Genomic DNA, 25,567 nt, shown 5'->3' on the forward strand with positions numbered 1-25,567 from the left:
TCCCCCTTCGGGTGAACCGGGTACGGCAGGTGACGTAACGCCTGTTCCGGGTCCGGGCGCCCGGGGCGAGGGTGACCCGGTGTCCCCCCTGCCGTCCCAGCTGGGCTCCCGCCCCCGCCCCCGCCGTACCGTCCCCGCCGCGCGCGGCCCGGCTCCCGTGCCGGGCGGGCGGCTGCCCGGTCTGCTGCGGCGCGCGGCCCCGGCGCTGCTCGGCTACCTGGCCGTGCGGCTGCTCGGCCTGCTGGTGCTGGCCCGCTGGGCGCACCTCAAGGGGCACGGGGTGTGGCCGACGCTGGCGACCTCCTGGGATTCGCACTGGTACCTGGGGATCGCCGACCACGGCTACGACGCCGAGCTCGGCACCCGTACCAACCACAACAACCTGGCGTTCTTCCCGCTGTTCCCGCTGCTGATCAAGGCCGTCGCGGGGGTCACCCCGGGCTCGCGCGCCTCCGTCGGGCTGCTGCTGGCGTGGGGGTTCTCGCTGGTCGCCGCCTGGGGGGTGTTCGCCGTCGGCGACCGGCTGCACGGGCGCCGCGCGGGCACGGTCCTGGCGGTGCTGTGGGGGGCACTGCCGGTCGCGGTGGTGCAGTGGATGGGCTACACCGAGTCGCTGTTCACGGCGCTCGCGGCCTGGGCGCTGTACGCCGTCCTGACCGGCCGCTGGGCTTGGGCGGCGGGGCTCGCGGTGGCGGCGGGGCTGACCCGGCCGACCGGGGTCGCGGTGGCGGCGGCGGTGTCGGCGGCGGCGCTGCTCTCGGTCCGGGGCGGTGAGCGCCGGGCGCTGCCGGCCGCCCTCGCGGCTCCGCTGGGCTGGCTCGGCTACGTGGCCTGGGTCGGGGTGCGGCTGGGCCGCTGGGACGGGTACTTCGCGGTGCAGCGGCTGTGGACGAACGAGTGGGACGGCGGCGCGGGCACCCTGCGGGAGCTGCGCGGGCTGCTGGTCTACTCCCGTCATCCGCAGCTGTTCCTGGTGGTGGTCTCGCTGGTCCTGGTGGGGTCGGCGGGCCTGTTCCTGCTGTGCGTGGCGGACCGGCAGCCGCTGCCGCTGCTGGTCTTCTCGGGGGTGCTGCTGCTGGTCGTCCTGGGGAGCGGCGGTGTCTATTTCCCGCGCGCCCGCTTCCTCCTGCCGGGTTTCCCGCTGCTCCTGCCGGTGGCCCTGGCGCTGGCCCGCGCGCGGCGCACGGCGGCGGTCCTGGTGCTGACGGGAGCGGCCCTGTCCTCGGCGTGGCTGGGGGGCTACATGCTGCTGGTGTGGCCGGGTCCGCCGTGAGGTACGGGCCCCGGAGCGCCACCGCGAGCCCCCGCGCGGGCCTGTCACAGAACTGTGACGAACAGGGACGAGGTTGTGACGATCGCCCTGGGGTTCGAACGGAGAAGGAGGTTTTAACCTCGGGAGGTTGACACGTGAACCACTAGTGACTCTGAGGGGGGACACTTTGCGTGACACACGATCAGGACGGTCCCGAGGGACCGCCGGCGGCAGACGTCTGACGGCGACCGCGGTCGCCGTGACGGCGGCCGTCGCCTCGCTCGCACCGCTCGCCGGGGGGACGGCGGTCGCGGCGGAGGCACCCACGGCACAGGCACCGCTGACCATTCCGGCGGAGCACTCCGCGAACCCGGGCAAGCTGCGCTACGCCGGGACCACCGGATTCCTCCACGAGGACTCCACCGGCTTCGCCTGGGTGCCGTACGCGGGCGGGAAGGCCACCCGCTTCCCCGCCGACCGCTCGTACGCCCTGCAGGGCGGCGGCGGCGACATCATCGCGCGCCAGTACAACGACAGGGTCGTGCTCCAGGACGGGCCCGGCGGCCCCGAGCGGACCGTGACCATCCCGCAGCGGCAGTACGTCGCGAGCGTCCAGGGCGGCAGGGTCCTCACCAACGGCGAGGACAAGGCCATCCACGTCCTGTCGGTCGAGAACGGCGTCCAGAAGGACGTGAAGGTGCTCGCCCCGGCGGGCTCGGCCTGGATCTCCACCGTCTCGCTCCGGGCCGGCCGGGGCGGCAACGGGCAGGGCTTCTTCGTGGCCTACTCCCTGAACGGCACGACGCGCCTCGGCTGGGTCCCGTTCGCCGACCCGGTCGTGCGGCCCACCTCGATCCCGTACAACGTCACCGGCTACGCGCCGGACGTCTACGGGACCCGCGCCGTCAGCTACGACGCGGGCACCAAGCGGGCGAGCGTCTGGGACCTGACCGGCGGCCTCACCGCGCCCACCGCGGAGACCGCGGTGCCCGAGGCGCCCGCGGCCCTGGTGGGCCAGGACTTCCTGGTGCCGACGAAGCACCAGGACGGCGACGACCCGTACGCGCTGTACCCGATCGCGGGCGGCGAGCCCCGGCCGGCCTTCGACGCGGCCGAGGTCGCCGCCACCCCGGACGGCGGCGTCCTCGCCACGGTCACGGGCGCGGACAAGCAGCCCGCGGTCCACAAGGTCGCCTTCCCCGGGGGCGGGGCGGCGCCGGTCCTCACCCGGGTGTACGCCACCCCGGACCGGATCGACCAGACCCGGCGGCTCGCCGTCGCCCAGGGCCGGCTGTACGCCGCCGAGAACTCCGGCCTCGACGACATGTACGGCCGGGTGACCAGCCGGAGCCTCACCCTGAGCGGCGAGCTCGCCGCGGGCCCGAAGACCGACCGGGGATTCGAGCACGAGAGCCCGGTCCCGGGCATGTGCCTGCCCGGGTGCGTCCCCGTGACGCCCAGCGGCGACGGGCGGCTCGTCTTCTTCGCGTACCCCGGCGACCTGTACACGGTCTCCGAGGACCAGGGCATGGACGAGCGCCAGTGGACCCGGGCCAGCCCCGCCTGGAACAGCGAGTACCAGGTCTCGGGCCGCTACATCTCGTACCTCCAGCGCGCGAACACGGGCCCTTCGGTGCTGCGCCAGGTGCTCGACGTCGACGCCGACAAGGTGGTGTTCAGCCGCGCGCTGGGCGACCGGCGGACCGCGCTGGACGGCGACACCCTGTGGACCGAGTCGACCGCCACGGGCACCGTCGACGCGGTCGACGTGCGCACCGGTACGACGAAGCGCCCCCCGGTGAAGCTGGCCGGCTGCGACCTCACCGGGCTCCAGGTCGTGGGCTCCTTCGCGTACTGGAAGTGCGCGGCGAGCTCCGGCGTGAAGAACCTGGACACCCTCGCGAACGTCTCCCTGCCCGCGCACACCAACGCCCTGCTCGGCGACGGCTACCTCGCCCACGAGAAGGGCGGCACGGTCTCCGTCACCCCGCTGCGCGGCGGCGGCGCGACCCGCGCGGTCGGGACCGTGGCCGACTCCCGGCCGGACTACGGCTGGACGGTCGACCGCTTCGGCGGCCACGTGAGCCTCGTGGACGCCGAGCAGGCCATCCACGTCGTGCCGACCGGCGTCCCGGCCTCGCCGCTGCGGCTCCTGGACGCCGAGGAGACCACGCTCGTGGACCGCAGGGCGGCCAAGCCGACCTGGGCCGCGAAGTGGTGGCTGAACAAGCCCGCCGCCTCCTGGCGGACGGAGCTCCGCGACAGCGCCGGCACGGTCGTGCGCACCCTTGAGGGCGGCGAGACCCGCGGCCTCGTGAAGCCCGACTGGGACGGGAAGGACACGGCCGGGAACGCGCTGCCGGACGGCCTGTACGCCTGGACCCTGACGGCCGCCCCGGCGGACGGCGTGGGCCCGGCGCTCACCCGGACCGGCGACGTGGCGCTCGTGCGCGGGCAGTCCACGCTGGCCACCGGGCGGTACGAGCCGGTGACGCCGACGCGCGTGATGGACACCCGCTCCGGCACCGGTGTCGCCAAGGCGAAGGTCGGCGCGGGCAAGACGGTCACCCTGACGGTCGCGGGCCGGGGCGGGGTGCCCGCGAAGGGCGTCTCGGCCGTGGTCCTCAACGTGACGGCGACCAACGCCACGGCGTCGACGTTCGTCTCGGCGTACCCGTACGGGACGACCCGCACCAGCGCGTCGAACCTGAACGTGGTCGCCGGCCGGACCGTCCCGAACCTGGTCGTGGTCCCCGTCAAGGACGGCAAGGTCACCTTCTACAACCGCAACGGCTCGCTCGACCTGCTGGCCGACGTCGCCGGGTACTACACGCTGTCGGGCAAGGGCTCGCTGTACGAGCCGGTGACGCCGACCCGCCTGATGGACACCCGCGACGGCACCGGCGTCGCCAGGGCGAAGGTCGGCGCGGACAAGACCGTCTCCCTGACGGTCGCGGGCCGGGGCGGCGTCCCCGCCGAGGGCGTGACCGCCGTCGTCCTCAACGTGACGGCGACGAACCCGACGGCGTCGACGTTCGTCTCCGTCTACCCGTACGGGACGACCCGCACCAGCGCGTCGAACCTGAACGTGGTCGCCGGACAGACGGTCCCGAACCTCGTCGTGGTCCCCGTCCAGGACGGCAAGGTCACCTTCTACAACCGCAACGGCAGCGTCGACCTCCTCGCCGACGTCGCCGGGTACTACACCAGCGGCACCACGGGCTCCCTCTACGAGCCGGTGACCCCGGCCCGGCTGATGGACACCCGCAACGGCACCGGCGTCGCCAAGGCGAAGGTCGGCGCGGACAAGACGGTCACCCTGACGGTCGCGGGCAAGGGCGGCGTCCCCGCCACCGGCGTCACGGCCGTCGTCCTCAACGTCACGGCCACCAACCCGACGGCGTCGACCTTCGTCTCCGTCTACCCGTACGGCACGACCCGCACCAGCGCGTCGAACCTGAACGTGGTCGCCGGACAGACGGTCCCGAACCTCGTCGTGGTCCCCGTCCAGGACGGCAAGGTCACCTTCTACAACCGCAACGGCAGCGTCGACCTCCTCGCCGACGTCGCCGGGTACTACGGCCCCTGATCCCAGCGGCCGTGGGAAAGACCCGAGGGCCGGGTGCGCACCGTGAGGTGCGCACCCGGCCCTCGGCCGTTCGGGTGTACGGATCCGCCGAACGCGGTCTCAGCCGGTCACGGACAGCACGACGAGCAGCACGAGTCCGGCCGCCGCGGGCGCGAGGATCTCGTACGCCCAGCGGACCTGCGGCTCGCCCTGCGCCTCGGGGCTCCCGCCGCGGCGCTCGGCCAGCTCGCGCAGGTCGGCGACGGTCTGGTCGGCGGGGGCGACCCGCGCCTTGGAGTCGGTGACGTCGGCGGTGACCGACGAGCGGCCGTGCGGGTCGTCCTGGGAGGCGCGGGCGGCCTGGCGGGCGGCGCGCTTGCGCTGGCGCAGGGAGACGGGGATGGCCCACAGCTGGTACTTGTCGCCGTCCTGCGTGAAGACCTCGCTGGAGTAGCTGGCGCGGATGTCGGCGACCGCGCCCCAGGGCAGCACGATGGTCCGGAACGGGTTGCGGATCCGCAGCCGCTCGTCGTTGGCGAAGACGGCCGGCCGGATCGTGAAGGCGACGATCAGCGGGACCACCAGCACCAGCCCGGCGAGCGCCATCCACGGGACGCGGCCCTCGCCGCGGAACAGCGAGTCGCCGCCGAGGAGCGCGGCGAGGACGAGCAGGGTGACCCCGCCCGCGATGCCCAGGGAGGACCGGAAGACGCGGTCGGCGTGGGCGGGCTCGGAGGAGGGCTCGGCAGGCGGCTCGGGGGTCGTCATGGGGCCGATTCTGCCTCAGCGGTCCCCGTTCGGCTCACGCGGCTCGGGTGAGCAGATCGGCGTACACGACGATGTTGTCGGGGCGGTGCCCGTCGACCAGCTCGCCGCCGCAGGTGATCAGCCGAAGCTCGGGCCGCCGGGTGTCCCCGTACACCTTCCGGGTCGGGAAGGCCCGCTTGTCGACCTGCTCCAGCTCGCGCACCCGGAAGACGGCGTCGGTGCCGTCGGCGCGGGTGACGGTGATGCGGTCGCCGACGCGGATCCTCGCCACGTCCTGGAGCACGGCGGGCCCCTCGGCGGTGTCGAAGTGGCCGATCAGGACGGCGGGGCCGGTCTCGCCGGGCGTGACGCCCTTGTCGTACCAGCCGATCCGGTCGGCCTGGGCGACCGAGGGCACCTGGACCGTGCCGTCCGGGTTGAGGCCGAGGCTCAGCAGCGGCCCGGCGTCGACGCCGGCGGCGGGCACCCGTACCCGTACGGGCTCGGAGCGGGGCATCGGAGCGGTGGCGAGCTGCGCGGCCGGCGCGGGCGCGGCGGTCGCGGTGACCCGCGGGGCCGGGACGACGGGCCCCTGGGGCGCCCCGGCGGGCGCGGCACAGCCCGCGAGCGCGGCGGCGGCCACGGCGAGGGTCAGCAGGAGGGGGCGGCGGTTCATGGGCGTGCTCCGGGAGCGGGGTGCGGCGGGCCGCCGAGGAGGAGGGGCGGCCCGCCGAGGGGTGTGGGGTGTACGGGGTGAGGTGGACGGAGTGGGGTGTACGGACCGGGTCAGCCGCGGGTGATGGCGCGGCGGCGCAGGACGGTGAGGCCGAGCCCGGCGACGACCACGGCGGCACCGGCGCCGGAGGCGAGCAGCGCGGTGTCGTTGGCCTGCTCGACGCTGCCGATCTCGGCACCGGCGGCGACCCCGCCCTTGGGCACGACGGAGGTCTGACCCCCCTGGGTGCCCGTGCCCGTGCCCGCCGCGTGCGTGGGCGCGGGGGTGGGGGTGGGCTTGGCCCCGGAGGTCGGCTGCACGCAGCCCTTGGGGACCTTCGGGAAGTCGTTCCAGCGGTACGGCATGTCGCCGCCCTGGGTCCGCTGCCCGAAGCGCGGGGTGAGGGTGCCGCCGCGCTCGATCTTCAGGCCGTTGACGGTGTCGAGGGGGTGCGCGCGGTCGACCTTGGCGACGGTCTTGCCCTTGGCGTCCTTGAGGACGGCCGTGGGGCCCTTCGTGGAGTCGTTGGTGAGGGTGACGCGCCAGCCGTTGCCGAAGGAGGAGCGGATGTCCTCCGTCATGGTGCAGATCGAGGTGAGGGTCGGCCCGCTGACGATCTCGGCCGGCGGCGGGGTGGGGTTGGGCTTCGGGTCGGTCGTGGCGCCGAGGTAGACCGGGGCGGCCTGCTTGGCCGAACCCGGGATGTACGCGGCGAACTCGCCGCCGCCGGTCCCGAGGACGACGACGGCCTTCCCGTACGTCCACACCGTGCGGACCGGGTCGTGGGTGTAGGTGAAGCCGCGGCCCTTGCCGTTCTCGATCAGCTGGAGGCCCAGGCGCCCGTCCTTCGGGTTCTTGCCGAGCTCCAGGACGGTGCCGTCGGCCAGCCGGTACAGGCCGAGCGGGGTGCTGTAGGCGTTGTCGCCCGCCCACGAGAGCGTGCGGCCGTCCTCGAAGAGGACGAGGAACGCGCCGTTGTTGTTGCCCGCGCCCGGGCGCCCGTCGGCGTGCACGGAGCCGACCGACTCGCCGCGCACGGAGCTGTCGGCGCGGTACCGCGCCGGGCCCAGCTTGTAGATCTTGACGACGGTGCCGTCGGCGAGGGTCTCGGTCCGGACGAGCGTCCCGCTCTCCGCGGTGGCCGCGGGGCCGTCCGCGGCGAAGGCGGTCCCGGCGGCGAGGGCCGGGGTGATCGCCAGGCCCGTGAGGAGGGCGGTGGCGACGGCGGTGCGGAGGGCGGTGCGCATAACGACTCCCGTGAAGTCAGAACAGGTCGGGTGGGAAGAGCCGCATGCCGCTGACGTCTCGTTCGGGTGTCCGTTGAGTTCTCGCTGGCTGCGGAAGAAACGCTATTGACCTGCGGTTCTGGACTTGTCCGCTCCATGTCACAGGCATGTGACAGACCTCACCCGCCCCACCCCTCCCCCGCACCCACCTGCGCTTTCGCACGCTCGTCCGAGCGGCCCCCTGTACAGGCCGCTACGCGCGTAGATATGCTCGACTGGTGACCATGCCCACCACTGCAACCGCAGCACACGCTTTCGCCGACGTGACCGCGTCCGACAGCACGCTGCGCCGTTTCCTCCACGGGCTGCCCGGCGTCGACGCCGTCGGCCTGGAGGCGCGCGCCGCGTCCCTCGGTACCCGCTCGATCAAGACCACGGCCAAGGCCTACGCCATCGACCTGGCCATCTCCATGATCGACCTGACGACGCTCGAAGGCGCGGACACCCCGGGCAAGGTCCGGGCGCTCGCCGCCAAGGCCGTCAACCCCGATCCGACCGACCGCGGCACCCCGACGACGGCCGCCGTCTGCGTCTACCCCGACATGGTGGCCACCGCCAAGGCCGCCGTCGCGGGCTCCGGCGTCAAGGTCGCCTCGGTCGCCACCGCCTTCCCGGCCGGGCGCGCCGCGCTGCCGGTGAAGCTGGCCGACACGGCCGACGCCATCGCCGCGGGCGCCGACGAGATCGACATGGTCATCGACCGTGGCGCCTTCCTCGCCGGCCACTACCTGAAGGTCTACGAGCAGATCGCCGCGATCAAGGCGGAGTGCGGCGACCGCGCGCGCCTGAAGGTGATCTTCGAGACGGGCGAGCTCTCCACGTACGACAACATCCGCCGCGCCTCCTGGCTCGGCATGATGGCCGGCGCGGACTTCATCAAGACCTCGACCGGCAAGGTCGCGGTCAACGCCACCCCCGCCAACACGCTCCTGATGCTGGAGGCCGTGCGCGACTTCCGCGCGCAGACCGGCGTCCAGATCGGCGTGAAGCCCGCGGGCGGCATCCGCAACACGAAGGAAGCCATCAAGTTCCTGGTCCTGGTCAACGAGACCGTCGGCGAGGACTGGCTGGACAACCACTGGTTCCGCTTCGGTGCCTCCAGCCTGCTGAACGACCTGCTGATGCAGCGTCAGAAGCTGGCGACCGGCCGCTACTCCGGCCCCGATTACGTGACGGTGGACTGATCAACATGGCATCTGCATTCGAGTACGCGCCGGCGCCCGAGTCCCGGTCCGTCGTCGACATCGCGCCCTCCTACGGCCTCTTCATCGACGGCGAGTTCGTCGAGGCGGCCGACGGCAGGGTCTTCAAGACCGTCTCCCCGTCCACCGAGGAGGTCCTGTCCGAGGTCGCCCAGGCGGGCGCCGCGGACGTGGACCGCGCGGTGAAGGCGGCGCGGAAGGCCTTCGAGAAGTGGTCGGCGCTGCCCGGCTCCGAGCGCGCCAAGTACCTCTTCCGGATCGCCCGGATCATCCAGGAGCGCAGCCGCGAGCTGGCCGTCCTGGAGACCCTGGACAACGGCAAGCCGATCAAGGAGACCCGCGACGCGGACCTCCCTCTGGTCGCCGCGCACTTCTTCTACTACGCGGGCTGGGCCGACAAGCTGGACCACGCCGGCTACGGCGCGGACCCGCGCCCGCTGGGCGTGGCCGGCCAGGTCATCCCGTGGAACTTCCCGCTGCTCATGCTGGCGTGGAAGATCGCCCCGGCCCTCGCGACCGGCAACACGGTCGTCCTGAAGCCGGCCGAGACGACCCCGCTGTCCGCCCTGTTCTTCGCGGACATCTGCCGCCAGGCGGGCCTGCCCAAGGGCGTCGTCAACATCCTTCCCGGGTACGGCGACACGGGCGCGGCCCTGGTCGAGCACCCGGACGTGAACAAGGTCGCCTTCACCGGTTCGACCGCGGTCGGCCGGGCCATCGCCAAGTCGGTGGCGGGCACGGACAAGAAGCTCACCCTGGAGCTGGGCGGCAAGGGCGCCAACATCGTCTTCGACGACGCCCCGATCGACCAGGCCGTCGAGGGCATCGTCAACGGCATCTTCTTCAACCAGGGCCAGGTCTGCTGCGCAGGCTCCCGCCTGCTGGTCCAGGAGTCGATCCACGACGAGCTGCTGGACTCGCTCAAGCGGCGCCTGAGCACCCTGCGCCTCGGCGACCCGCTCGACAAGAACACCGACATCGGCGCGATCAACTCCGCGGAGCAGCTGGCCCGGATCACCTCGCTCGTCGAGCGCGGCGAGGCGGAGGGCGCCGAGCGCTGGTCCGCCGCCTGCGAGATCCCGTCGGCCGGCTACTGGTTCGCCCCGACGCTCTTCACCGGCGTCACGCAGGCGCACACGGTGGCCCGCGACGAGATCTTCGGCCCGGTCCTGTCGGTGCTGACCTTCCGCACCCCCGACGAGGCCGTCGCCAAGGCCAACAACAGCCAGTACGGCCTGTCGGCGGGCATCTGGACGGAGAAGGGCTCGCGGATCCTCGCGGTCGCCAACAAGCTCCGCGCCGGGGTCGTCTGGGCCAACACGTTCAACAAGTTCGACCCGACCTCGCCCTTCGGCGGCTACAAGGAGTCGGGCTTCGGCCGCGAGGGCGGCCGTCACGGTCTGGAGGCCTACCTCGATGTCTGAGTCGTCGACGCGGCTGAGCGTCTTCAAGACCTACAAGCTGTACGTCGGGGGCAAGTTCCCCCGTTCCGAGAGCGGCCGGGTGTACGAGGTGTCGGACTCCAAGGGCAACTGGGTGGCCAACGCGCCGCTCTCCTCCCGCAAGGACGCCCGTGACGCGGTCGTCGCCGCCCGCAAGGCCTTCGGCGGCTGGGCGGGCGCGACGGCCTACAACCGGGGCCAGATCCTGTACCGCGTGGCCGAGATGCTGGAGGGCCGCCGGGACCAGTTCGCGCGCGAGGTCGGCGAGGCCGAGGGCCTGTCCAAGTCGAAGGCCGCGGCCGTCGTGGACGCGGCGATCGACCGCTGGGTCTGGTACGCGGGCTGGACCGACAAGATCGCCCAGGTCGTCGGCGGCGCCAACCCGGTGGCGGGCCCGTACTTCAACCTGTCGACCCCGGAGCCGACCGGTGTCGTCACCGTGATCGCCCCGCAGGAGTCGTCCTTCCTCGGCCTGGTCTCGGTGATCGCCCCGGTCATCGCGACCGGCAACACGGCGGTCGTCGTCACCAGCGAGAAGGCCCCGCTGCCCGCGCTGTCCCTGGGCGAGGTGCTGGCCACCTCCGACCTGCCGGGCGGCGTGGTCAACCTGCTCTCCGGCAGGGCCGCCGAGATGGGCCCGCACCTGGCGGCCCACCAGGACGTCAACGCGATCGACCTGACCGGCGCGGACGCCGGGCTGGCCGTGGAGCTGGAGATCGCGGCGGCGGACAACCTGAAGCGCGTCCTGCGCCCGCGCACCGAGGACTTCACCGCGTCCCCGGGCACGGACCGCATGACCGCGTTCCTGGAGACGAAGACCGTCTGGCACCCGACGGGTTCGCTGGGCGCGAGCGGCTCCGCGTACTAGGCACGGCCGCCAGGCACGGCCCGCACCGCGCGCGACGGCCCCCGGGGACACCCCGGGGGCCGTCGCCGTACCCGGACCGGCGTCCCGTACGGGAGATCCCGCCGGGTCCCGCCGGGTCGCCCCCGCGCGGCCCCCGAGGCCGCGCCCGAGGCGCCCGTGGGACCCGCCGGGTCCGCCGGGCCCGCCGGACCGGTCGCTACGGAAGCAGCCCCTGGGTCAGCGGCCCGACGGCCGGGAGGTCGGCCACCGCCCCGCCCTTCGTGACGTGGTCGGTGAGCAGGTTGGTGCCGACCGGCTTGAAGTCGGCGACCTGGGTGCCGAGTCCGTTGTCGAGCGGGTCGACGCCGGTGTTGGCGAGCGGGTCGAGCTGGAGGCGGGTCAGCGGGGCGAGGCCCTGGCCGACGCCCTCGACGGCGCCCGACCCGGCGGCCGCGAGGTCCGTCCGGCTCAGCGAGTCGACCGGGAGCGGCAGCGGGGCCGCGGCCTGGGCCCCCGCGGCGCCGGCGCCGAGCACCGCCGCGCCGGCCGCCGTGACGGTGAGTCCGGCCCTCAGCAGGGCGCTGCGGCGGGAGGTCCTGGGTTCTGCGTGGCGTGCCATGAAGATCCTTCCGTGGAGTGATCGCGCGGGCACAGACAGTAGTGGAGGTGTGATGCTCGATACCAACGGGCCGCCTCGGTGGTCCCCTTTACGGGGTAATGGTTCACACTGGTGTCCCGTGAGTTCCCAACCGATCCCGACCCGTGTCGTCCTGCTCACGGGCCCCTCAGGCTCCGGCAAGTCGTCCCTCGCCGCCCTCACCGGCCTGCCGGTGCTGCGCCTCGACGACTTCTACAAGGAGGCCGACGACCCCACGCTGCCGCTGGTCGAGGACAGCACGGACATCGACTGGGACTCCCCACGCTCCTGGGACGGGGACGCGGCGGTCGCCGCGATCGTCGAGCTCTGCCGCAGCGGCCGGACCGCCGTCCCGGTGTACGACATCGCCACCAGCTCGCGCGTGGACCACGAGACGCTGGACATCGAGCGGACCCCGCTGTTCGTCGCGGAGGGGATCTTCGCCGCCGACATCGTGGAGCGCTGCCGGGAACTCGGCGTCCTCGCCGACGCGCTCTGCCTGCGCGGCCGTCCGTCGACCACCTTCCGCCGCCGGCTGCTGCGCGACCTGAGGGAGGGCCGCAAGTCGGTGCCCTTCCTGCTGCGCCGCGGCTGGCGCCTGATGCGCGCCGAACGCGCGATCGTCGCCCGCCAGACCTCCCTGGGCGCCCACCCCTGCGGCAAGGACGAGGCCCTGGGCCGCCTGGCCGCCGCAGCGGCCGGCCGCTGCCGCACCCCCGCGACCCGCTGACCGGTCGGCCGAGTCGGCCCGGTCGCCCGGTCGCCCGCGTCCCGAACGCGCCGAGGGCCGGACAGGATCCCCCGATCCTGTCCGGCCCTCGCCGTATTTCCCCCGTTACCCCGTTGCCCGGTTGCCCGGTCACCCCCGTACGGTCCCCCGTTCTCCCCCGTGGTCCCCCGTACCGCCTTCAGGCGACAAGCTGCCCGAAGGACTCCTCCTCGTCACGGCCGAAGCTCAGCACCTCGTCCTCGCGCAGCCTTCGCAGCGAGCGCCAGATGCTCGACTTCACCGTGCCGACACTGATGTCCAGGATCGCCGCGATCTCCGGATCCGTGCGGCCCTCGTAGTAGCGCAGCACCAGCATCGTGCGCTGGAGCTCGGGCAGCCGGGCCAGGGCCTGCCACAGGACCGCGCGCAGCTCGGTGCCCCGCATCGCGTCCGTCTCGCCCACCGTCTCCGGGAGCTCCTCGGTCGGGTACTCGTTGAGCTTGCGCCGGCGCCAGGCGCTGATGTGCAGGTTGGTCATGGTGCGCCGCAGGTAGCCGCCGACCGCGGCCTTGTCGCTGATCCGGTCCCAGGCCCGGTACGTGGAGAACAGCGCGCTCTGCAGCAGGTCCTCGGCCTCGAACCGGTCACCGGTCAGGTGGTAGGCGGTGGCGTACAGGGAGGCCCGGCGCTCCTGGACGTAGGCCGTGAACTCGGCCTCCGAACAGCCGGAGCGCTCCCCCGTGACCTCCCCGTACACCGCTGCCCCGTCAGCCACGGCGACCATGTACGGCGCCTTGTGCTGACGCCCGACGCTGCGAACGCACCCCCGTCCGTTCACCGCGCCGGACTTCTCGGTGCTCCGCGTGACGTCGTGGAGGCGCGTGACAACTGCGCTTGAGGTGGTGCTGTGCAGTGCGTTCATTCCGCGCCCCCCGTCGTTCGGAGTCCGTAGGTCCTTGATGGGGAAAAGCCTGCCCGGCCCACTTCATCGCGGTGTCCCCCGACTGTCACAGGCGTGTCACAGGCGGGGGGTCGCACGGCGGCCCGGCCGGACGGTCGAACTCGGACGGCCGATGGGACAGAATGAGTCCGTGCCTTTCCTGTTGCTGATCGAGGACGACGACGCCATCCGCACGGCCCTCGAACTCTCCCTGTCCCGCCAGGGCCACCGTGTGGCCACCGCGGCGACGGGAGAGGACGGTCTGAAGCTGCTGAAGGAACAGCGGCCCGACCTGGTCGTGCTGGACGTGATGCTGCCCGGCATCGACGGTTTCGAGGTGTGCCGCCGGATCCGGCGGACGGACCAGCTGCCGATCATCCTGCTCACGGCCCGCAGCGACGACATCGACGTGGTCGTGGGCCTGGAGTCCGGAGCCGACGACTACGTGGTGAAGCCCGTCCAGGGCCGGGTGCTCGACGCCCGGATCCGGGCCGTGCTGCGGCGCGGCGAGCGGGAGTCCACCGACTCGGCCAGCTTCGGCTCGCTGGTCATCGACCGCTCGGCGATGACCGTCACGAAGAACGGCGAGGACCTCCAGCTCACCCCGACCGAGCTGCGGCTGCTCCTGGAGCTGAGCCGGCGGCCCGGACAGGCCCTGTCGCGCCAGCAGTTGCTGCGGCTCGTGTGGGAGCACGACTACCTCGGCGACTCGCGCCTGGTGGACGCCTGTGTGCAGCGGCTGCGCGCCAAGGTCGAGGACGTGCCGTCCTCGCCGACCCTGATCCGCACGGTGCGGGGCGTCGGGTACCGGCTGGACGTCCCTGCGTGAGCAAGGGGATCATCGCGGGGCTCCGGCTCACCAGCCTGCGGCTCCGGCTCGTCGTCGTGTTCGCCCTCGTCGCGCTCACCGCCGCCGCGGCCGCCTCCGGCATCGCGTACTGGCTGAACCGCGAGGCGGTGCTCACGCGCACCCAGAACGGGGCGCTCAACGACTTCCGCCAGGAGATGCAGAACCGGGCAGCGACGCTGCCGACCCGGCCCACCGAGGAGGAGCTGCGGCGCACCGCCGAGCAGATGGCGAGCGGCAGCGCCGGCTACAGCGTGCTGCTCATCGGGGAGCGCGACGCGGGCAAGCCGATCGTCGGCGCCTCCGACCCGGACGCGTTCACCCTCGCCGACGTGCCGCGTCCGCTGCAGACCGCGGTGGAGACCAAGCGGCCGGTGACGGACGTCAACGACTTCCCGTACCACCTGTTCTGGCAGCGGACGCAGCGCGGCTCGACGCCGTTCCTGGTCGGCGGGACGAAGATCGACGGCGGCGGGCCGACCGGCTACATGTTCAAGTCGCTCGCCGCGGAGAAGGCCGACCTCAACTCCCTGTCCTGGTCCCTCGGGATCGCCACCGGACTCGCGGTGATCGGCTCGGTGCTGCTCGCGCAGGTCGCCGCCGCGACCGTGCTGCGGCCGGTGCAGCGGCTCGGCGAGGCCGCCCGGCAGCTCGGCGAGGGCAAGCTCGACACCCGCCTCCAGGTCTCCGGCACCGACGAACTGGCCGATCTCTCGCGTACGTTCAACGGCGCCGCCGAATCGCTGCAGAAGCGGGTCGCGGACATGAGCGCCCGGGACGAGGCGAGCCGGCGCTTCGTCGCCGACATGTCGCACGAGCTGCGCACCCCGCTGACCGCGCTGACGGCCGTCACCGAGGTCCTGGAGGACGAGCAGGACACCCTCGACCCGATGATCGCCCCGGCGGTGGCGCTGGTGGTCAGCGAGACCCGGCGGCTGAACGACCTGGTGGAGAACCTGATGGAGGTGACCCGCTTCGACGCGGGCACCGCGCGGCTCGTCCTCGACGACGTGGACATCGCCGACCAGATCACCGCGTGCATCGACGCGCGGGCCTGGCTGGACGCGGTGGACCTGGACGCCGAGCGCGGGATCGTGGCGCGGCTCGACCCGCGCCGGCTCGACGTGATCCTGGCCAACCTGATCGGCAACGCGCTCAAGCACGGCGGTTCGCCGGTGCGGGTCTCGGTGCGGACCGAGGTGCCCGAGCACGGCGAGGACGGCGGGGCCGGCCCGGCCGGTGGGGGCGCCGGGACCGCCGGGGACCGCGAGGGCGACGGTAGGGACGGTCGGGACCACAGGGACGGCAGGGGCGACAGGGACGACAGGGACGACTGGGACGAGGACGGCGAGCGTGGCGAGCCCGGTGAGGACCTGGTGATCGCGGTGCGCGACCACGGGCCCGGCATCCCCGTGGAGGTCCTGCCGCACGTCTTCGACCGCTTCTACAAGGCGAGCGCCTCCCGGCCGCGGTCCGAGGGCAGTGGCCTCGGCCTGTCGATCGCCATGGAGAACGCGCTGATCCACGGCGGTTCGATCAGCGCCGCCAACTCGACGGACGAGGAAGGCCGGGTGGACGGCGCGGTGTTCGTGCTGCGGCTGCCCCGGGACGGCTCCGGGATCGCGCGCGAGCTGCAGACCCGCAGCAGCCAGGGCGAGGTGGAGGAGCGTTGAGACGTCACCGTACGGGTGCCCTGATAGCGGCGGGCGTGGCCGTGGCCGCCGGGCTCATGTCCGGCTGCGGGATCCGGACGACCTCGGTGCCGGTCGACGCGGGCGCGGCGCCCTCGCGGGTGCCGTGCGACGTGCGCGGTGAGACGCGGGTGGCGGGCACGCAGGGCGTGCCGCTGCGCGTGTACCTGCTGTGCGGGGCGCAGCTGGAGCGGGTGGACCGCCGCTCGCCGCTGCCGGAGGAGAAGGCCGTCGGCGATCCCGTCCGCACGGCCTCGGCGCTCCTCGCCCAGCTGGAGAGCGAGCCGTCGGACGACGAGCGGCAGGCCGGGTTCGCCACGGCCGTGAAGGGCCCGCTCCAGGTGACCGCCGGCCACCGGGGCGACCCGAAGGGCGCCCTGCGGCTGAGCCGCCAGCCCGAGGACCTGCCGCCGACGGCGTTCGCGCAGATCGTGTGCACCTTCGCGGAGAGCGCGGCGGGCGCGGGCGGCGACACGGTGGTGCTCGGCGGCCCCGGCGCGTACGAGCCGCGCCGCTACCGGTGCACCCAGGAGCTGAAGGAACGCCCGGACTCGACGGTGCCGACGCTGCCGTCCGGGCCGACGGGTCCTTCTGGGACGCCGGTCCCGACCGCTTCCTGAGCCCGCTCCCGGCCCCGGCTTCCTCATCGGGCTCCGGTGCGTCCCTGACCTCGGTCTTCGGGGTGGCGGAACCGATTCCGCCGGGGTGCGCGTCTTGGGGGGCGTGCAGCGTCAAGGTTCGGTTGATTCCGACAGTTCGGGCGGCAGTGCCGCCGTGGTCGTGCGTGCGGCGGGGTTCGCCCTCCTCCTCGCTCATCTGCTCTTCGTCGCCTGGGTGGCGCTCCGCCCACGCGACGTGGCCTGGGTGACCGCGCCGAACCTGACCCCACTGGCCGGGATCAGGATCGATCTGGCGCTCGGCCCGGCCGAGGCGGCCCGGCGGATCGCCGGGGGGCTGCTGCTCCTGGCCCCGCTCGGGGTGCTGCTGCCGATGGCCGACGGGCGGCTCTCCGTGTCCCCGTGGGCGTCGCTGACGCGTACGACGGCGGCGGGGGCGCTCCTGTCGACGGCGATCGAGCTGTTGCAGACGGCGGTGCCGGGGCAGGTCGTGGACGTGGACTCGGTGCTCCTGAACACCGCGGGCGTGGCGCTGGCCCATCTGCTCGTGGTCCCGGCCGGGCGGGCCCGTCTCCGCCGCAGGTCGGGGGCGCGGTCCTCCTCCGGGAGGAGACGGGGGCGTTCCCCCCAGGGGGCGACCCCGACGATTCCCAGGGTCGGGATCGCCCCGTAGACCGACGCTTTGTCCCCGGGCCCCGGGCGAGGATGGAGTCACATCGGGGGCCCGACGAAACGGCCCCCGCGAGACTCCGAAGGAGCCCACCATGGCCGCACTTGTCCGCCCCCGAGACGGACGCATGATCGGCGGAGTGTGCGCGGCGCTGGCACGGCGCTTCGGCATCTCCTCGGGAACGATGCGCCTGATCTTCCTGGTGTCGTGCCTGCTGCCCGGCCCGCAGTTCCTGCTCTACCTGGCGCTGTGGGTGCTGCTGCCGGCGGAGAAGTCGCCGAGCACCGCCTGGTAGGCGGATCGCCTGATACGCCTGAGGGCGCCCCTCCCGGTCCGGGAGGGGCGCCCTCTGGCGTCGTACGGGGTGATCCGGGAGGGATCAGACCGGCAGGCCGAGGGCACCGGTGGGCAGACCGCCGGTGGGCAGACCGCCGGTGAGCTGGCCGACCGGGAGGCCGCCGAGGAGGCCGGTGAGCTGGCCGGCGGGGGTGTGGGCGAGGCCGGTCTGCACCCCGTCCATGGGGACCTTGGTGGCCTGCTCGGTGACCGGCGGGAGGGCCTTGCCGGCCTGGTCGGTGATCTGCGGGAGCGTCCCGACACCCTGCTCGGCACCGACGTTGAGGGCGCCCTGGCCGGCCCCGAGGGTCTCGGCGACGCCGGAGGGGAGGTCGGTCACGTCTTCGCCGAGCGGCACGATGCTGGTGACCGTGCCGAGCGCGTCGGTGCCGAGCGGCAGCGAGGGCGCGGCGGAGGCCGTGCCGGCGGCGGCAGCGGCGAAAGCGGCACCGAGAGCGGCGACACCGAGCGTCTTGGCGGCAGACTGCTTCATCAGAAAATCTTCCTCAGGAATCTCAGTGGGGAATGCAGAGTGGCTACGCAAACTAATCAGCGAAAGCCCCGGCCGCAAACACCGAAAGGCGGCCGGGCGTGGTGGGCCCGGCCGCTCCGATGATCATCCTGGGGAAAGCGTTCAGCTCGCCTGGCGGGAAGACTCGCTGGTCGTGGCCGTCTGCTGGAACAGCCATTCGGACTTCAGCTCGGCGTAACCGGGCTTGATCACGTCGTTGATCATTGCGAGGCGTTCATCGAAAGGAATGAACGCTGATTTCATCGCATTGACCGTGAACCACTGCATGTCGTCGAGCGTGTAGTCGAATGCCTCGACAAGGAATTCGAATTCCCGGCTCATGCTGGTGCCGCTCATCAGGCGGTTGTCGGTGTTGACGGTGGCCCGGAAGTGCAGCTTGCGGAGCAGCCCGATGGGGTGCTCCTTGTACGAGTCGGCGGCGCCGGTCTGCAGGTTGGACGTGGGGCACATCTCCAGCGGGATGCGCTTGTCCCGCACGTACGCGGCGAGCCGGCCGAGGGTGACCGAGCCGTCCTCGGCGACCTCGATGTCGTCGATGATCCGCACCCCGTGGCCGAGCCGGTCGGCGCCGCACCACTGGAGGGCCTGCCAGATCGACGGCAGCCCGAACGCCTCGCCCGCGTGGATGGTGAAGTGGTTGTTCTCCCGCTTCAGGTACTCGAAGGCGTCGAGGTGCCGGGTGGGCGGGAAGCCCGCCTCGGCGCCCGCGATGTCGAAGCCGACGACCCCGGTGTCCCGGTAGCGGTTGGCGAGTTCGGCGATCTCCAGGGCGCGGGCGGCGTGCCGCATCGCGGTGAGCAGGGCGCCGACGCGGATGCGGTGCCCGTTCTCCCTGGCCAGGCGCTCACCCTCGCGGAAGCCCTCGTTGACCGCCTCGACGACCTCTTCGAGGGTGAGACCGCCCTCCAGGTGCTGCTCGGGGGCGTAGCGGACCTCGGCGTAGACGACGCCGTCCTCGGCGAGGTCGACGGCGCACTCGGCGGCCACGCGGACCAGGGCCTCGCGGGTCTGCATGACGGCGCAGGTGTGCGCGAAGGTCTCCAGGTAGCGCTCCAGGGAGCCGGAGTCGGCGGCCTCCCGGAACCAGACGCCCAGCTTGTCGGGCTCGGTCTCGGGAAGGCTCTCGTAGCCCTGGGCGCGGGCGAGTTCGATGATCGTGCCGGGGCGCAGACCACCGTCGAGGTGGTCGTGGAGAAGCACCTTCGGGGCACGGCGGATCTGGTCCGCGGCGGGGGTACTGGGGATCTGGCTCGTCATTTCCGCACTGTAGCGCCTACGCGCGTAGAGCGCGCCCCTTCCGCGCCTTTCGCCCGGCCCGAATTTCCGGTGCGGAAGGGCGGCCCGGCCGCCTAGCCTGGCGGTATGCCAGCCGAAGCGCCCGCACCCGGGACCCCCGACTCCGAGGCGGCCGACACCGCCGACGCCGCCGCCGAACTGCGCCGGATCCACGCCTTCCTGTCCGCGTTCACCCGGCGGCAGGCCGAGCGGACCCTGCCGGTGCCCGGCGGCTTCGCCGCGCTCGACGACACGTACGCGCTGTCCTACGGCAACAACCACGTCCTGATCGACGGCCCGACCGACCCCGAGGCGCTGCCCGGGCACGTGGACGCGGCCCTGGCCCCGCTCGCGCACCGGGCGGTGTACGTGCTGGACGCGGCGACCGGGGACGCGTGCGCGCCGCCGCTGACCCGGGCCGGGTACACCCTCACCCGCACGGTCGTGATGCGGCACACCGGCCCGCCGCCCGAGCGCGGCGGGGCCCGCGAGGTGGAGCTTCCGGCGCTGCGCGGGGCGCTCACCGAGAGCCAGCGGCGGTTCCTGCCGGACGTCCCGGACGAGGTGATCCACACCCTGGTGGAGCGGCGCGCGGCCCGCCGCCGGGGCGCCCCCGACGTGCGATTCCTCGCCTCGCACGACGAGTTCGGCGAGCCGGCCTCCTGGGCCGACCTGTATCTGGACCCGGCCGTCGGCGTCGCCCAGATCGAGGACCTGGTGACGGCCGCCGCCCACCTGGGGCAGGGCCACGCGGGCGTCGTCCTGGACACCGCGCTGCGGATGGGCGCCGAGGCCGGCTGCACCACCACCTTCCTCGTCGCGCTGGCCGACGACTGGCCGCGCCACTGGTACGCGCGGCGCGGCTTCGTGCCGGTCGGCAGCGTGCACTGCTTCGAACGGACGTGAGGCGGGCGCCCGTTCGCCCGGGAGGGCACGCCGGACGATACGTAACAGTGACCGCGCGTACGGATGGCGTACACCTCGGCTTCTGAGACTGTTCTGCCATGGCGCACTACGCACTCGTAGGGACGGCCGGCTCCCGGAGACCCCGGCTCGGGCGGCCCGCAGGAGCGACGACCCCGGTCACCGAGGCCGGCGGGGTGGTCCTGCTGCTCCCGGACGGCGAGACCTCCTCCGCACGGGGCCCCTCGCCCCTCGCCCACGCGACGGCACTGCCGCTGGCCCGCCGGCTGGCCCGCGCGGGCCGGGCCGACGGCCTGGTCGCGCACGTGGTCCGCTACCGGGGCCGCGGCTGGAACGGCACGGACGCCCAGCTGGCCGAGGACGCCTCCTGGGCGGTGTCCGAGGCGGTACGGCGCTACGGCGACGTCCCGGTCTGCCTCCTGGGCCGCGGGATGGGGGCCCGGGCGGCCCTGCGCGCGGCCGGGCACACGGCGGTGACGGCGGTCCTGGCGCTCGCGCCCTGGCTGCCCGAGGAGGACCGGGCGGCCGAGCCGGAGCCGGTGCGGCAGCTCGTCGGGCGGCGGGTGCTGATCGTGCACGGGACGAACGACGCCCGGACCGACCCCGAGCTGTCCTACCGCTTCGCCGAGCGGGCCAAGAAGTCCAACCGGGACACCTGCCGCTTCGAGGTGCACGCCGACGGGCACGCGCTGCGCCAGTACCACGACGAAGTCGGCGCCCTGGCAACCGACTTCGTCCTGTCCACGCTCTTCGCGCACCCGCAGAGCCGGCCGCTCGCGGACGCGATGGCCGCGCCGCCGCCGCTGGGGCTGCGGATGCCGCTGGCGGCGGGCTTCGGACGCTCGCTGCGGTAGGGCCCGCCGGGCGGCCCCGGCCCGTCCGGGCCGCCGCCCCGCTGCCCCGCCCCCGCCGTCACTCGGGCAGCAGGCTGCCCCGCTGGCTCAGCAGGAACTTCTTGAAGGCGGCCACCGGCGGCGTGTCCGGGTGGCCGTCGAGCCAGGCCACGCCGATCTCGCGGACCGCCCGCGGGGAGGTCACGCCCAGCTCGACGACGCCCGGGCGGGCGACCGCCGGCGGCGGCAGCAGGGCGACGCCGAGGCCCGCGGCGACCAGACCGCGCAGGGTCTCGGCCTCCTCGCCCTCGAAGGCGATCCGGGGCGTGAACCCGGCCTGGGCGCACAGGTCGTCGGTGATGCGGCGCAGCCCGTACCCGGGTTCCAGGGTCACGAAGGTCTCGTCGGCGGCCTCGGCCAGGCGGATGCGCTTGCGGCCCGCGAGGCGGTGGTCGTCGGGGACGACGAGCCGCAGCCGCTGCTCGTCGAGGCGACGGCCGACCAGGTCGGGCGCGTCCGGCACGGGCGAGGTCAGGCACAGGTCGAGCTCGCCGGCGCGGAGCCGTTCGAGCATCGCCTCGCCGTAGTTCTGCACCAGGGTGAAGCGGACCCGGGGGTGGTCGACCCGGAAGGCGCGCAGGAGGCCGGGCACGGTCTCGGAGCCCATGGTGTGCAGGAAGCCGAAGGCGACCCGCCCGGCGGTGGGGTCGGCGTCGGCCCGTACCGAGTCGGCGGCCTTCTCGACCTCGGCGAGGGCCCGCTCGGCGGAGGCGAGGAAGCGGCGGCCGGCCGGGGTGAGCGAGACCGTGCGCCCGCGGCGGGCGAACAGCGCGACCCCGAGGTCCTCCTCCAGCCGGACCACCGCCCGGGACAGGGTCGACTGGGGGACGCCCATCTCGGCGGCGGCCCGGGTCACGTGCTCGTGCCGGGCGACGGCGGCGAAGTACGCGAGCCGCGGCGCGAGCAGCAGTCCCATGTCTTCTTCGTTACTGTTCGGTGACAGGCGAGGCTGTGACCTGTACTCATGCAGCATGGGAACGATTACAGCAGTTCCGTGCATTGGACGCATGAACCGGGGCGTCCTACGTTCGAGGCATGCCTTCCGCCAGTACCAAGGCGGCCGCCACCAGCCCGGCCGCCGATACCCGCCTCTCCCCCGGTGCCCCCGGCTACCGCCGGATGAGCCTCGCGCTGTTCGCCGCGGGAGTGGCCACCTTCGCCCTCCTCTACTCCACCCAGGCCCTCCTCCCGGCCGTCTCGGCCGAGTTCGGCGCCACCGCGTCGGCCGCCTCCTGGACGGTCTCCGCCGCGACCGGCGCGCTCGCCCTGTGCGTCCTCCCCCTCAGCGCCCTGTCCGAGCGCTTCGGGCGGCGCTCGATGATGACGGCCTCGCTCGCGGTCGCCGTCGTCGTCGGACTCCTCGTCCCGCTCGCCCCCAGCCTGGAGAGCCTGGTCGCGCTGCGCGCGGTGCAGGGCGCGGCGCTGGCCGGCGTGCCGGCCTCGGCGATGGCCTTCCTCGCCGAGGAGGTGCGGCCGAAGGCACTGATCGCCGCGATCGGCCTGTTCGTGGCGGGCAACTCCATCGGCGGCATGAGCGGGCGGATCGTCACCGGCTGGGTCGCGCAGATGTGGGGCTGGCGGGCCGGTCTGGCGGCCGTCGGCCTGCTGGCCGTGGTCTGCGCGATCGCCTTCCGGGCGCTGCTGCCCAAGGCCCGGCACTTCAGCCCCGGTTCGCTGAACCCGAGGGCGCTCGGCCGGACCGTCCGGGGGCACCTCGCGGACCCGCTGCTGATGCGGCTCTACGTCATCGGCGCGCTGTTCATGACGGTGTTCGGCGCCGTGTACACGGTGATCGGCTACCGGCTGGTCGAGGCGCCGTTCTCGCTCCCGCAGGGCGTGATCGGCTCGATCTTCCTGGTCTACCTGGTCGGCACGGTCTCCTCGGCCGCCGCGGGCCGGCTGGTCGGCCGGATGGGCCGCCGCGGGGCGCTGTACCTGGCCGTCTCCACCACGGCGGCGGGGCTGCTGCTCTCGCTCGCCGACGCGCTGCCCGCCGTCCTCGCGGGCCTGGTGCTGATCACCGCCGGATTCTTTGCCGGGCACGCGGTCGCCTCCTCCTCGGTGAGCCGCACGGCGAAGACGGGCCGCGCGCAGGCCTCGGCGCTCTACCAGTCCGCGTACTACCTCGGCAGCAGCGTGGGCGGCACGCTCGGCGCGATCGCCTTCCACGCGGGCGGCTGGGCCGGGACGGTCCTGATCGGTCTGGTGGCGGTGCTCGGCGTCGTGTCGGTCACCCTCTACGGCTCGCACAGCGCGCGCGTCGAGGCCCGCCGGATCGAGGCCGGCCGGCTGCGCGTCGCCTGCTGACCCCGCTGCAACTGTTCGACTCCCCCGAGCGTCGTAAAGGACAGGACTCGAGGGGGAGTTGACGATCATGAGCACGATACGGAGAAGGGCCGGCATCGGCCTGGCGGTCACGGCGCTGGTGGTGCCCACCACGGTGGCGCTCGGCACCGCGCCCGCGGCGGCGGCGTCCTGCAACGTGACGACCGGCCCGTACCAGAAGCAGGTGGAGAAGTTCCTGGGCCGGCCGGTCGACGGGCGCCAGTCGCTCGCCGACTGCAAGGCGACCCAGTCCTTCCAGGCCAAGCACGGGATCACCCCGGCGCAGGGGTACGCCGGGACGGTCACCTGGCGCACGATGTCGACCATGCTGGCGCAGCGCGCGGCCGGGACCAATCCCAACAAGGACCGCGCCTGTCCGACGAACAAGGGCCGGATCGCCTGCGTCGACCTGACCCGGCAGCTCACCTGGATCCAGGACGGCGCCCGGCTGAAGTACGGCCCGGTGCCCGTGCGCACCGGCAAGGCGAGCACGCCGACCCGTACCGGCGCGAAGAAGATCTACTGGCGCAGCGTCAACCACTGGTCGACGCTCTACAACGTGTCGATGCCGTACGCCCAGTTCTTCGACGGCGGGCAGGCCTTCCACTCGACCACCAAGTCCATGTGGAACCCGCCGGGTTCGGGCGGCTGCGTGAACATGCGGACCGCCGACGCCAAGGCGTACTGGAGCCTGCTCAGGAACGGCGACGACGTGTACGTGTACGGGCGCAAGCCGGGCACGTGACCCCGGAAGGCCCGCGCGTTGTCGGTGCCCTGCGATAGCTTCCCCTCATCGGTCCCGAAACCCGGCGGCCGGTGAGGGGCGAGTGGGGTGGATCCGATGGACGTGCTGACCGATGACCTGGAGAAGTACCGTACGGAGCTGACGGGTTACTGCTACCGGATGCTGGGCTCCGCCTTCGAGGCCGAGGACGCGGTGCAGGACACCATGGTGCGCGCCTGGCGCGCGCTCGACTCCTTCGAGGGGCGTTCCTCGCTGCGCTCCTGGCTCTACCGGATCGCCACCAACGTCTGCCTCGACTCCCTCAACGCGGGCAACCGCCGGGCCCGTCCGATGGACCTGACGGATCCGACGCCGGTGGCACAGGCCCGGCTCAACGAGCGCCCCGAGATCACCTGGCTGGAGCCGGTGCCGGACGGGCGGGTGCTGCCCTCGGTGGCCGACCCGGCGGAGACCGCGGTCTCCCGGGAGACCGTGCGGCTCGCGTTCGTGGCGGCGCTCCAGCACCTGCCGCCGAAGCAGCGGGCGGTGCTGATCCTGCGCGAGGTCCTCGCGTGGAAGGCGAGCGAGGTGTCCGAGCTGCTCGACACGAGCGTCGCCTCGGTCAACAGCGCGCTCCAGCGGGCCCGGGCGACGCTGGCCGAGCAGGCGCCGGCCACCTCGGACGCGGCGGATCCGCTGGACGAGGAGCAGAAGGCGCTCCTGGACCGGTACGTGGCGGCCTTCGAGGGCTACGACATGCAGGCGCTGACCGCGCTCCTCCACGAGGACGCGACGATGTCCATGCCGCCCTACGACCTGTGGCTGCGCGGCCACGAGGACATCGTGGGCTGGATGCTCGGGGTCGGCGAGGTCTGCCGGGGCTCGAAGCTGGTGGCGACCGTGGCGAACGGCTCGCCGGCCTTCGCGCACTACCACCCGGACCCGGAGGGCGGTTTCGCCCCGTGGGCGCTGATCGTGCTCCAGCTGCACGACGGGAAGATCGGCGGGATGGACTTCTTCCTGGACACCAAGCGCTGGTTCCCGCTGTTCGACCTGCCGCCGCGGCTGGAGGGCTAGCCCTCACAGCAGCCCGCCGAGGCCGACCAGGCCGAGTACGGAGCGCAGCTCGGGCCCGGCTCCCCGGAAGGTGAGCCGGTGCCCGTGCCGCCGGGCGGCCAGCCGCAGCCGGGCCAGGACGTCGACGACGCCGAGGTCGGCCCGGCGGCCGAGGCCGCCGAGCTCGCAGACCACGTCGGTGGGCGCAGCGGCGGCAAGCAGGGCGCAGAGCCGCCCGAGCTCGTCCGGATCGGTGCGCGCCGTGAGCCGCAGTTCGAGAGTGCGAGGGATGTCCACACCAGGCAGACCGCCGCCACCGCCGGAACTCATCG

25 protein-coding genes are annotated in these 25,567 nt (G+C 73.4%); 16 read left to right on the plus strand and 9 right to left on the minus strand.

The window, feature by feature from the left end; all coding sequences use genetic code 11:
- Positions 1–157: 157 nt before the first annotated feature.
- Together AB0Q96_RS15830 and AB0Q96_RS15835 are read left to right on the plus strand one after the other, a co-directional pair.
- Complete coding sequence (locus tag AB0Q96_RS15830; protein WP_365326052.1) at positions 158–1,273, plus strand: hypothetical protein; 1,116 nt, start codon at positions 158–160, stop codon at positions 1,271–1,273.
- A gap of 238 nt (positions 1,274–1,511) precedes the next feature.
- On the plus strand, positions 1,512–4,841 hold the full coding sequence (locus tag AB0Q96_RS15835; RefSeq protein WP_365325695.1) for a FlgD immunoglobulin-like domain containing protein: 3,330 nt from the start codon (positions 1,512–1,514) through the stop codon (positions 4,839–4,841).
- A 99-nt stretch (positions 4,842–4,940) separates the two neighbouring features.
- Here the strand turns inward: AB0Q96_RS15835 and AB0Q96_RS15840 are convergent, their stop codons facing one another.
- The 3 genes from AB0Q96_RS15840 to AB0Q96_RS15850 all read right to left on the minus strand — a co-directional run bounded on the left by AB0Q96_RS15840 (position 4,941) and on the right by AB0Q96_RS15850 (position 7,529).
- A complete protein-coding gene (locus tag AB0Q96_RS15840) occupies positions 4,941–5,588 on the minus strand; it encodes a PH domain-containing protein (protein WP_365325697.1) in 648 nt (215 codons plus the stop codon).
- Between the two features lie 34 nt (positions 5,589–5,622).
- Positions 5,623–6,243, minus strand: a complete 621-nt coding sequence (locus AB0Q96_RS15845; RefSeq protein WP_365325699.1) for a class F sortase — start codon at positions 6,241–6,243, stop codon at positions 5,623–5,625.
- A 110-nt stretch (positions 6,244–6,353) separates the two neighbouring features.
- Positions 6,354–7,529, minus strand: coding sequence for a hypothetical protein (locus AB0Q96_RS15850; protein WP_365325700.1), 1,176 nt, complete (start codon positions 7,527–7,529; stop codon positions 6,354–6,356).
- A 263-nt stretch (positions 7,530–7,792) separates the two neighbouring features.
- Here AB0Q96_RS15850 and deoC point away from each other — a divergent pair, with 263 nt between their 5' ends.
- The 3 genes from deoC to AB0Q96_RS15865 are packed head-to-tail and all read left to right on the plus strand — an operon-like array spanning position 7,793 to position 11,080.
- Positions 7,793–8,752 (plus strand): deoxyribose-phosphate aldolase, encoded by a 960-nt coding sequence (gene deoC / locus AB0Q96_RS15855; protein ID WP_365325702.1) that lies wholly within the window; start codon positions 7,793–7,795, stop codon positions 8,750–8,752.
- A 5-nt stretch (positions 8,753–8,757) separates the two neighbouring features.
- Positions 8,758–10,194, plus strand: a complete 1,437-nt coding sequence (locus tag AB0Q96_RS15860; protein ID WP_365325704.1) for an aldehyde dehydrogenase family protein — start codon at positions 8,758–8,760, stop codon at positions 10,192–10,194.
- Complete coding sequence (locus tag AB0Q96_RS15865; protein WP_365325706.1) at positions 10,187–11,080, plus strand: aldehyde dehydrogenase family protein; 894 nt, start codon at positions 10,187–10,189, stop codon at positions 11,078–11,080. Before AB0Q96_RS15860 ends, AB0Q96_RS15865 begins: the two co-directional genes overlap by 8 nt.
- A gap of 196 nt (positions 11,081–11,276) precedes the next feature.
- On the opposite strand, the gene AB0Q96_RS15870 is transcribed toward AB0Q96_RS15865, so the two are convergent.
- Positions 11,277–11,678 carry a hypothetical protein gene (locus tag AB0Q96_RS15870; RefSeq protein WP_365325708.1) on the minus strand — a complete coding sequence of 134 codons (402 nt, stop codon included), beginning with the start codon at positions 11,676–11,678 and terminating at the stop codon, positions 11,277–11,279.
- 52 nt (positions 11,679–11,730) lie between these two features.
- Between AB0Q96_RS15870 and AB0Q96_RS15875 the strand changes: the two genes are divergently transcribed.
- The gene (locus AB0Q96_RS15875; RefSeq protein ID WP_365325710.1) at positions 11,731–12,426 is read left to right on the plus strand and encodes a uridine kinase; all 696 of its coding nucleotides are present in this window, start codon (positions 11,731–11,733) and stop codon (positions 12,424–12,426) included.
- A 178-nt stretch (positions 12,427–12,604) separates the two neighbouring features.
- On the opposite strand, the gene AB0Q96_RS15880 is transcribed toward AB0Q96_RS15875, so the two are convergent.
- Positions 12,605–13,327, minus strand: coding sequence for a SigE family RNA polymerase sigma factor (locus AB0Q96_RS15880; protein ID WP_365325712.1), 723 nt, complete (start codon positions 13,325–13,327; stop codon positions 12,605–12,607).
- A gap of 169 nt (positions 13,328–13,496) precedes the next feature.
- Between AB0Q96_RS15880 and afsQ1 the strand changes: the two genes are divergently transcribed.
- The 5 genes from afsQ1 to AB0Q96_RS15905 all read left to right on the plus strand — a co-directional run bounded on the left by afsQ1 (position 13,497) and on the right by AB0Q96_RS15905 (position 17,465).
- A complete protein-coding gene (gene afsQ1 / locus AB0Q96_RS15885; RefSeq protein ID WP_205628185.1) occupies positions 13,497–14,174 on the plus strand; it encodes a response regulator transcription factor in 678 nt (225 codons plus the stop codon).
- Complete coding sequence (locus AB0Q96_RS15890; protein WP_365325714.1) at positions 14,171–15,865, plus strand: HAMP domain-containing sensor histidine kinase; 1,695 nt, start codon at positions 14,171–14,173, stop codon at positions 15,863–15,865. Before afsQ1 ends, AB0Q96_RS15890 begins: the two co-directional genes overlap by 4 nt.
- 56 nt (positions 15,866–15,921) lie before the next feature.
- A complete protein-coding gene (locus AB0Q96_RS15895; protein ID WP_365326054.1) occupies positions 15,922–16,503 on the plus strand; it encodes a hypothetical protein in 582 nt (193 codons plus the stop codon).
- Between the two features lie 154 nt (positions 16,504–16,657).
- A complete protein-coding gene (locus AB0Q96_RS15900; protein ID WP_365325716.1) occupies positions 16,658–17,173 on the plus strand; it encodes a VanZ family protein in 516 nt (171 codons plus the stop codon).
- Positions 17,174–17,264: 91 nt separating this feature from the next.
- The gene (locus AB0Q96_RS15905) at positions 17,265–17,465 is read left to right on the plus strand and encodes a PspC domain-containing protein (protein WP_365325718.1); all 201 of its coding nucleotides are present in this window, start codon (positions 17,265–17,267) and stop codon (positions 17,463–17,465) included.
- A gap of 84 nt (positions 17,466–17,549) precedes the next feature.
- Here AB0Q96_RS15905 and AB0Q96_RS15910 read toward each other — a convergent pair whose 3' ends face one another.
- Positions 17,550–17,999, minus strand: a complete 450-nt coding sequence (locus tag AB0Q96_RS15910; RefSeq protein ID WP_365325720.1) for a hypothetical protein — start codon at positions 17,997–17,999, stop codon at positions 17,550–17,552.
- A 141-nt stretch (positions 18,000–18,140) separates the two neighbouring features.
- Entirely contained in the window at positions 18,141–19,295 is a 1,155-nt protein-coding gene (locus AB0Q96_RS15915; protein WP_365325722.1) for an adenosine deaminase, read from the minus strand.
- A 105-nt stretch (positions 19,296–19,400) separates the two neighbouring features.
- On the opposite strand from AB0Q96_RS15915, the gene AB0Q96_RS15920 reads away from it, so the two are divergent.
- Positions 19,401–20,219 carry a GNAT family N-acetyltransferase gene (locus AB0Q96_RS15920; protein WP_365325724.1) on the plus strand — a complete coding sequence of 273 codons (819 nt, stop codon included), beginning with the start codon at positions 19,401–19,403 and terminating at the stop codon, positions 20,217–20,219.
- A 98-nt stretch (positions 20,220–20,317) separates the two neighbouring features.
- Positions 20,318–21,091: an alpha/beta hydrolase gene (locus AB0Q96_RS15925; protein WP_365325725.1), complete on the plus strand. Its 774-nt coding sequence runs from the start codon at positions 20,318–20,320 to the stop codon at positions 21,089–21,091.
- A 58-nt stretch (positions 21,092–21,149) separates the two neighbouring features.
- Here AB0Q96_RS15925 and AB0Q96_RS15930 read toward each other — a convergent pair whose 3' ends face one another.
- On the minus strand, positions 21,150–22,103 hold the full coding sequence (locus AB0Q96_RS15930) for a LysR family transcriptional regulator (RefSeq protein WP_365325727.1): 954 nt from the start codon (positions 22,101–22,103) through the stop codon (positions 21,150–21,152).
- A gap of 62 nt (positions 22,104–22,165) precedes the next feature.
- Here AB0Q96_RS15930 and AB0Q96_RS15935 point away from each other — a divergent pair, with 62 nt between their 5' ends.
- The 3 genes from AB0Q96_RS15935 to AB0Q96_RS15945 all read left to right on the plus strand — a co-directional run bounded on the left by AB0Q96_RS15935 (position 22,166) and on the right by AB0Q96_RS15945 (position 25,256).
- Entirely contained in the window at positions 22,166–23,437 is a 1,272-nt protein-coding gene (locus AB0Q96_RS15935; protein ID WP_365325729.1) for an MFS transporter, read from the plus strand.
- 67 nt (positions 23,438–23,504) lie between these two features.
- Entirely contained in the window at positions 23,505–24,200 is a 696-nt protein-coding gene (locus tag AB0Q96_RS15940; protein ID WP_365325731.1) for a L,D-transpeptidase, read from the plus strand.
- Between the two features lie 96 nt (positions 24,201–24,296).
- The gene (locus tag AB0Q96_RS15945; RefSeq protein ID WP_365325734.1) at positions 24,297–25,256 is read left to right on the plus strand and encodes a sigma-70 family RNA polymerase sigma factor; all 960 of its coding nucleotides are present in this window, start codon (positions 24,297–24,299) and stop codon (positions 25,254–25,256) included.
- A 3-nt stretch (positions 25,257–25,259) separates the two neighbouring features.
- On the opposite strand, the gene AB0Q96_RS15950 is transcribed toward AB0Q96_RS15945, so the two are convergent.
- Positions 25,260–25,565: an STAS domain-containing protein gene (locus tag AB0Q96_RS15950; protein WP_365325736.1), complete on the minus strand. Its 306-nt coding sequence runs from the start codon at positions 25,563–25,565 to the stop codon at positions 25,260–25,262.
- Positions 25,566–25,567 lie beyond the last annotated feature (2 nt).

This window comes from Streptomyces sp. NPDC093111, assembly GCF_040683955.1.
Lineage (GTDB): Bacteria > Actinomycetota > Actinomycetes > Streptomycetales > Streptomycetaceae > Streptomyces.